Annotated in this window: 6 protein-coding genes; 1 reads left to right on the top strand and 5 read right to left on the bottom strand. The window is 67.0% G+C overall.

Annotated features, from left to right (window positions below):
- Positions 1-214: 214 nt before the first annotated feature.
- The 3 genes from kdsA to ARC20_RS00555 all read right to left on the bottom strand — a co-directional run bounded on the left by kdsA (position 215) and on the right by ARC20_RS00555 (position 3,207).
- On the bottom strand, positions 215-1,048 hold the full coding sequence (kdsA, locus tag ARC20_RS00565; RefSeq protein WP_057642744.1) for a 3-deoxy-8-phosphooctulonate synthase: 834 nt from the start codon (positions 1,046-1,048) through the stop codon (positions 215-217).
- Positions 1,049-1,139: 91 nt separating this feature from the next.
- Positions 1,140-2,804 carry a CTP synthase gene (pyrG, locus tag ARC20_RS00560; RefSeq protein WP_057642740.1) on the bottom strand — a complete coding sequence of 555 codons (1,665 nt, stop codon included), beginning with the start codon at positions 2,802-2,804 and terminating at the stop codon, positions 1,140-1,142.
- 136 nt (positions 2,805-2,940) lie between these two features.
- Positions 2,941-3,207 carry a hypothetical protein gene (locus ARC20_RS00555; protein ID WP_057642737.1) on the bottom strand — a complete coding sequence of 89 codons (267 nt, stop codon included), beginning with the start codon at positions 3,205-3,207 and terminating at the stop codon, positions 2,941-2,943.
- 173 nt (positions 3,208-3,380) lie between these two features.
- Between ARC20_RS00555 and parE the strand changes: the two genes are divergently transcribed.
- Positions 3,381-5,270, top strand: a complete 1,890-nt coding sequence (parE, locus tag ARC20_RS00550) for a DNA topoisomerase IV subunit B (protein ID WP_057642734.1) — start codon at positions 3,381-3,383, stop codon at positions 5,268-5,270.
- A gap of 84 nt (positions 5,271-5,354) precedes the next feature.
- Here parE and ARC20_RS00545 read toward each other — a convergent pair whose 3' ends face one another.
- The gene (locus tag ARC20_RS00545; protein ID WP_057642733.1) at positions 5,355-6,476 is read right to left on the bottom strand and encodes an inorganic phosphate transporter; all 1,122 of its coding nucleotides are present in this window, start codon (positions 6,474-6,476) and stop codon (positions 5,355-5,357) included.
- A 10-nt stretch (positions 6,477-6,486) separates the two neighbouring features.
- The gene (locus ARC20_RS00540; RefSeq protein ID WP_057642730.1) at positions 6,487-7,113 is read right to left on the bottom strand and encodes a DUF47 domain-containing protein; all 627 of its coding nucleotides are present in this window, start codon (positions 7,111-7,113) and stop codon (positions 6,487-6,489) included.
- Positions 7,114-7,371 lie beyond the last annotated feature (258 nt).

Genomic DNA, 7,371 nt, shown 5'->3' with positions numbered 1-7,371 from the left:
GGGGGCAGCCCCTATCGGGACCGTGGGGCGACATGGATGTCGCCCGACGAGCCCCGCATGGATGCGGTTTTTGGCGTGTCCCGATAGGGGCTGCCCCCGGCCGCCACGCGCGGACAATCGGGCGCCAGCGCCGTTTCGCGACCCACCATACAAAGCCGAAAAACAAAACGGCCGCCTCGAACGGCGGCCGTCATAACAAGCGATCAGACGAAAATCAGAGCGTGGACTCGATGAACCCGTTCCGCTTGGTGATCGAATCCAAAGCGAGCAGCGTTTCCAGCAGGGCTTCCATCTTGTCCAACGGCCATGCGTTCGGGCCATCGGACAGCGCCTTGCTCGGATCCGGATGGGTCTCGGCGAACAGGCCCGAAATACCCACCGCCACCGCCGCGCGCGCCAGCACCGGCACGAACTCGCGCTGGCCACCGGAGCTGGTGCCCTGCCCGCCCGGCAGCTGCACCGAGTGGGTCGCGTCGAACACCACCGGGCAACCCGTGTCGCGCATCACGCTCAGCGAGCGCATGTCGCTCACCAGGTTGTTGTAGCCGAACGATGCGCCACGCTCGCACACCATGATGTCCTGGTTGCCGGTCGACTTGGCCTTCTCCACCACCGGTTTCATGTCCCACGGCGACAGGAATTGGCCCTTCTTGATGTTCACCGGCAGGCCGGCCGAACACACGTTGCGGATGAAGTCGGTCTGGCGCACCAGGAAGGCCGGCGTCTGCAGCACGTCCACCACCGCGGCCACTTCGTTCATCGGCGTGTACTCGTGCACGTCGGTCAGCACCGGCACGCCAATCTGCTTCTTCACCTCGGCCAGCACCTTCAGGCCCTCTTCCAGGCCCGGACCACGGAAGCTGTTGCCCGACGTGCGGTTGGCCTTGTCGAAGCTGGACTTGAAGATGAAGTTCATGCCGAGCTTGCCGGTGATCTCCTTCAGCCGGCCAGCCACGTCCAGCTGCAGCTGCATCGACTCGACCACGCACGGGCCGGCGATCAGGAACAGCGGCTGGTCCAGCCCCACTTCGAAGCCACACAGTTTCATCACGACACTCCTGGGAATTCGGGCATTGGCAAACGCCTGCCCGTTGGAATCGGCAGGCCCGCCCCGCGCCGCGGGACAGGCCCTATATGGGTCAGGCCCGGGCTTCCTTCAACAGCTTGCCGCCGGCCTTGCGCTCGCGCGCGGCCCGGATGAAGCCGATGAACAGCGGATGCCCGTCGCGCGGGGTGGACAGGAACTCCGGGTGCGCCTGGCAGGCCAGGAACCACGGATGGGTCTCGCGCGGCAGTTCGACCATCTCCACCAGCGTGTCGTCCATCGACTTGGCGGCGATCACCAGGCCGGCGTCCTCCAGCTGCGTGCGATAGCGGTTGTTGAACTCGTAACGGTGGCGGTGGCGCTCGGCGACCACGTCCTTGCCGTATAGCTCGCGCGCCAGCGTGCCCGGCTTCAGGCGCTGCTCCTGCAGGCCCAGGCGCATGGTGCCGCCCAGGTCGGACTTCTCGTCGCGCTTCTCCACCTCGCCGGTGGCCGTGCGCCATTCGGTGATCAGGCCGATCACCGGATTCGGCGACTGGCGGTCGTTCTCGGTGCTGTTGGCGCCTTCCAGGCTCGCCACGTGGCGGGCGAAATCCACCACCGCCGCCTGCATGCCGTAGCAGATGCCGAAGTACGGCACGCCGGTCTTGCGGGCGTACTGCGAGGTCAGCACCTTGCCTTCGAAACCGCGGTCGCCGAAGCCGCCCGGCACCAGGATGCCGTCCACGTCGGCCAGCGCCGCCATGTCCGTGCCTTCCAGCTCCTGCGCTTCCAGCCACTTCAGGTTGACCTTGGTGCGCTGGCGCAGGCCGCCGTGCTTGAGCGCCTCGCCGACGGACTTGTAGGCGTCCTGGTGGTCCACGTACTTGCCGACCACCGCGATGGTGACTTCGTCCAGCGGATGCTTGACCGCATCCACCACCGCCGCCCACTCCGAAAGATCGGCCGGGCCGGCCTTCTCGCGGAGCTTGAACTGGTCGATGACGATCTCGTCCAGGCCCTGGCGGTGCAGCTCCAGCGGCATGCCGTACAGCACGTCGATATCGGCCGCGCTGATGACCGCGCGCTCGGAGACGTTGGTGAACAGCGCGATCTTGCGGCGCTCGGAATCCGGGATCGCCTGCTCGGAACGGCACAGCAGCACGTCCGGCTGGATGCCGATCGAGCGCAGTTCCTTGACCGAGTGCTGGGTCGGCTTGGTCTTCAGCTCGCCGGCCGCCGCGATGTACGGCACCAGCGTCAGGTGCATGAACATCGCCTTCTCGGCGCCGCGCTCGGTGCGCACCTGGCGGATCGCCTCCAGGAACGGCAGCGATTCGATGTCGCCCACCGTGCCGCCGATCTCCACCAGCGCCACGTCGAAGCCTTCGGTGGCCTCGTCGATGCAGCGGCGGATTTCATCGGTGATGTGCGGGATGACCTGCACGGTGGCGCCCAGGTAGTCGCCGCGGCGCTCCTTGCGGATCACGTTCTCGTAGATCCGGCCGGTGGTGACCGAATTCTTGCGCGACAGGCGGGTGCGCACGAAGCGCTCGTAGTGGCCCAGGTCCAGATCGGTCTCGGCGCCGTCGTCGGTGACGTACACCTCGCCGTGCTGGAACGGGCTCATCGTGCCCGGGTCGACGTTGATGTAGGGGTCCAGCTTCATCATCGTGACCTTCAGGCCACGTGCTTCGAGGATGGACGCAAGCGAAGCGGCGGCGATGCCCTTGCCAAGCGAGGACACTACGCCGCCGGTAACGAAGATCAGGGGGGTCATGGCTCAAGGCCTCCCGGAAAGCCATAGTTTACAGGTTGCCGGCGCTTTGCCCAAGCACTGCGCGCGACGCTCTCACAAAAAAGCAGGCGCCCCGGCCGGAACCGGGGCGCCTGGCATGTACTCGATGCGGGCGGGATCAGCGCAGCGGCTTTTCCTCTTCCTCTTCCTTGGCGCCGACCTTGCCTTCCTTCACGGCGCGATCCTTCTGCGCGGCGGCGGCGGCACGACGCTGGGCGCGCGCCTGGGCTTCGGCGTTGGCCTGCTCGTCGGCGGTCTGCTGCGCCTGCGCACCGCGCTGGTCCAGCGCCTCGGTCTGGCCACCCTTCTGCTGGGCCATGGCGAGCGGGATGGCGGCCAGCGCGGCGACGCCGGCGGCCAGCATCAGGATGTGACGGGTCTTCATGGCGGTTCCTCCTGTCGGCTTCGCCTTGCTCCCCAAATGGGGCCACAAGGCATGGATGACAAGGTTCAGGGTAGCCAGCCCCGCCCGGCCGCGCACTGAATGCCGGGCATGGGCGTGCAAAACGGCGCCCCAGACCGCACACTTGCGCGTCGTCTCACGCCATCGCGAGCTGCATGAACACCCGTTACAACGCCGCCGACATCGAAGTCCTCTCCGGCCTGGATCCGGTCAAGCGCCGCCCCGGCATGTACACCGACACCGCGCGGCCGAACCACCTGGCCCAGGAAGTCATCGACAACTCCGTCGACGAAGCGCTCGCCGGCCACGCCCGCACCATCGAGGTCACCCTCTACAAGGACGGCAGCTGCGAGGTGTCCGACGACGGTCGCGGCATGCCGGTGGACATCCATCCGGAGGAGAAGATCCCCGGCGTGGAGCTGATCCTCACCCGCCTGCATGCGGGCGGCAAGTTCAACAACCGCAACTACACCTTCTCCGGCGGCCTGCACGGCGTGGGCGTGAGCGTGGTCAACGCGCTCTCCAAGCTGGTGGAAGTGCACATCCGCCGCGAAGGCGCCGAGCACCGCATCACCTTCCGCGACGGCGACCGCGCCACCCCGCTGGAAGTGGTCGGCACGGTGGGCAAGAAGAACACCGGCACGCGCGTGCGCTTCTGGCCGGACCCGAAGTATTTCGACACCCCGAAGATCAACGCGCGCGCCCTGCGCCACCTGCTGCGCGCCAAGGCCGTGCTGTGCCCGGGCCTGACGGTGAAGCTGTTCGACGAAGCCACCGGCGAGCAGGACAGCTGGTACTACGAGGATGGCCTGCGCGATTACCTCCGGGGCGAGCTGGCGGGCCGCGAGCTGCTGCCGGCCGACCTGTTCGTCGGCAGCCTGAAGAAGGACACCGAAGTGGTGGACTGGGCCGCGGCGTGGGTCGCCGAGGGCGAGCTGGTGCAGGAGAGCTACGTCAACCTGATTCCCACCGCCCAGCACGGCACCCACGTCAACGGCCTGCGCTCGGGCCTGACCGATGCGCTGCGCGAGTTCTGCGACTTCCGCAACCTGCTGCCGCGCGGCGTCAAGCTGGCGCCGGAAGACGTGTGGGACCGCGTCGCCTTCGTGCTCAGCCTGAAGATGACCGACCCGCAGTTCTCCGGCCAGACCAAGGAGCGCCTGTCCTCGCGCCAGGCCGCCGGCTTCATCGAAGGCGCCGCGCACGATGCCTTCAGCCTGTGGCTCAACCAGAACGTGGACATCGGCGAGAAGATCGCGCAGATCGCCATCGAGCGCGCCAGCGCGCGCCTGAAGACCGAAAAGCAGATCGTCCGCAAGAAGGTCACCCAGGGCCCGGCCCTGCCCGGCAAGCTGGCCGACTGCATCAGCCAGGACCTCTCGCGCACCGAGCTGTTCCTGGTGGAAGGCGACTCGGCGGGTGGCTCGGCCAAGCAGGCGCGCGACAAGGATTTCCAGGCGATCCTGCCGCTGCGCGGCAAGATCCTCAACACCTGGGAAGTGTCCTCCGGCAGCGTGCTGGGCTCGGAGGAAGTGCACAACCTGGCCATTGCCATCGGCTGCGACCCGGGCAAGGACGAGATCGACGGCCTGCGCTACGGCAAGGTGGTGATCCTGGCCGACGCGGACTCCGACGGCCTGCACATCGCCACCCTGCTGACGGCCTTGTTCCTCAAGCACTTCCCCGCACTGGTGGCGGCCGGCCACGTATTCGTGGCGATGCCGCCGCTGTTCCGCGTGGACGTGGGCAAGCAGGTGTTCTATGCGCTGGACGAGGAAGAGAAGACCTCGCTGCTGGACAAGATCGCCCGCGACAAGATGAAGGGCCAGGTCAGCGTGACCCGCTTCAAGGGCCTGGGTGAAATGAACCCGGAGCAGCTGCGCGAATCGACCATCCACCCGGATACGCGCCGCCTGGTGCAGCTGACCGTGGACGATGGCGAGCAGACCCGCTCGCTGATGGACATGCTGCTGGCCAAGAAGCGCGCCGGCGACCGCAAGCAGTGGCTGGAGTCGAAGGGCGACCTGGCTTCGCTGGAGGTCTGATCGCACGCTCCCCGTCCGCGGGAGCGATCAAAAAACGAAAGGCCCGCCAATGGCGGGCCTTTTGCTTGTCCGTGCCGCCGGACCTCAGGTCCAGCCGAACATCCGGAACAACTCCAGGATCAGGTACGACACCAGGCCGGCGGCCGGGATGGTCAGGATCCATGCCCAGATGATCCGCTCGATCACGCCGAACTTCAGCGAGCGCGGGTTCTTGGCGAAGCCCACGCCCATGATCGCGGTGGAGATGCTGTGCGTGGTCGACACCGGCATGCCGAAGTGGGCGGCCAGGGTCAGGATGGTGGCCGAGCTGGTTTCCGCCGCGAAGCCGTGGATCGGATGCAGCTTCACCATCTTGTGGCCCAGCGTCTTGATGATCTTCCAGCCGCCCGAGGCGGTACCGGCGGCCATCACCACCGCGCAGGTCAGCACGATCCACAGCGCGATCGGCTGGTCGCCACCGGTGCCCGGATGCAGGAACGACAGCCAGCCCGGCAGGTTGTCCAGCGCGCCCACCTGTTCGGCGCCGATCAGCGTCATGGCGATGATGCCCATGGTCTTCTGCGCGTCGTTATGCCCGTGCGCGTAGCCCATGTAGGCGGCCGAGGCGATCTGCGCCTTGCCGAAGAACGCATTGACCCAGCGCGGGCGGGCCAGCCGGTTCAGTGGCCCGGGCAGCTTCGCCACGCCGGCGATGATCGCCCACAGCAGCATCATCACCACGATGCCGAGCAGGAAGCCGGCCACCGGCGAGGTGACCATCGGCACGAACACCTTCCACAGCAGGCCCTTGTTCTTGGCCCAGTCGCCGACGTTCTGCGACCAGATCAGCGCGTCCCAGTTGTTCTGCGCCGCGGCCAGGCCGGCGCCGCACAGGCCGCCGATCAACGCGTGCGAGGACGAGGACGGCAGGCCCTTCCACCAGGTGATGAGGTTCCAGATGATGCCGCCGAGCAGCGCGCACAGCACCACCTGCGGGGTGACGTCGACCACGCCGGTGTTGAGCAGGCCCGAAGCAATCGTCAGCGCCACCGCGGTGCCGGTGAGGGCGCCGAGCAGGTTCATGCCCGCCGCCAGCATCACCGCCCAGCCGGGCGAGAGCACCTTGGTCGCCACCACGGTGGCGATGGAGTTGGCGGTGTCGTGGAAGCCGTTGATGAACTCGAAGACCAGGGCGGCCAGGATCACCACAATGACCAGGGTAAGCACGCGCGCGGTCTCAGCTGTTCTTCAGGACGATCTGGTAGACCACCACGCCGGCCTCGCGGCAACGGTCGATGGCCTTCTCCAGGATCTCGAAGAACTCCTTGAGCAGGAACATCTGCAGGTTGTCCAGGCGGCCGGAATAGATGTCGCGGTACAGCTCGAGCATCAGGCGGTCGGCCTCGTTCTCGATCATGCGCAGCTTGTCGTTGAGCGCGGTCATGCGATCGATGTTCATCTTCGGCAGCTCGCGCACCATCTCCACCACCACGCTGGCGGCCTGTTCGAGCATGGACGCGCGCGGGGCGAAGTCGATGTGCGCCAGGTGCTGGGTGGCCAGCGAGTAGCGGTCGGCGAACTTCTCGACCTGCTTGGGAATCTTGTACAGCGCCGAGCCCAGCGCTTCGATGTCCTCGCGCTCGATCGGGGTCATGAAGGAATCGACCAGCGCCTGGCCGATCTTGTCGGAGGCGGCGCGCTCGCGCAGGCGGGCGAGCTTGAAGGCGTCCAGCGCGGGCTGGCGGTCGGCCTCGCGCATCATCGCGTGCAGGGCCTTGGTGCTGTCGTAGGCGGCCTCGGCGGCCTCGTCGAGAAGCGTATAGAACTGCTTGCCGGAGCCGAAGATCGTCTGGAGGGAGAACATGGAGAGGGCACATCCAGCCGTCGCGGAGGGGACGGCAACCGTGGAATTATGACCGTTCGATGACCCAACCGGGTAATCCTGCCCGCACGGGCGGGGTCGGCGGGCATCGCTGACCGGGATATTCACGGTTTCTTCGCGGTCTTTGTTAAGATTCGCCAGCGCCTTCCGGGCGCACCTTATGGACGACGACCCTTACTTGCCCCCCGGCGGGCCCGCCCTTGGCGCCCCCGCCCCTCGAAGCATGACCCCCTCCCCTTC

The sequence above is a fragment of the Stenotrophomonas panacihumi genome, from assembly GCF_001431645.1.
Lineage (GTDB): Bacteria > Pseudomonadota > Gammaproteobacteria > Xanthomonadales > Xanthomonadaceae > Stenotrophomonas_A > Stenotrophomonas_A panacihumi.
The sequence above is the reverse complement of the archived record's forward strand: the minus strand, read 5'-3'. Positions and strand labels throughout refer to the sequence as shown.

Coding starts and splice junctions, on each gene's coding strand:
- parE (WP_057642734.1), top strand. CDS start 3,381: ATGAACACCCGTTACAACGCCGCCGACATCGAAGTCCTCTCCGGCCTG.
- kdsA (WP_057642744.1), bottom strand. CDS start 1,048: ATGAAACTGTGTGGCTTCGAAGTGGGGCTGGACCAGCCGCTGTTCCTG.
- pyrG (WP_057642740.1), bottom strand. CDS start 2,804: ATGACCCCCCTGATCTTCGTTACCGGCGGCGTAGTGTCCTCGCTTGGC.
- ARC20_RS00540 (WP_057642730.1), bottom strand. CDS start 7,113: ATGTTCTCCCTCCAGACGATCTTCGGCTCCGGCAAGCAGTTCTATACG.
- ARC20_RS00555 (WP_057642737.1), bottom strand. CDS start 3,207: ATGAAGACCCGTCACATCCTGATGCTGGCCGCCGGCGTCGCCGCGCTG.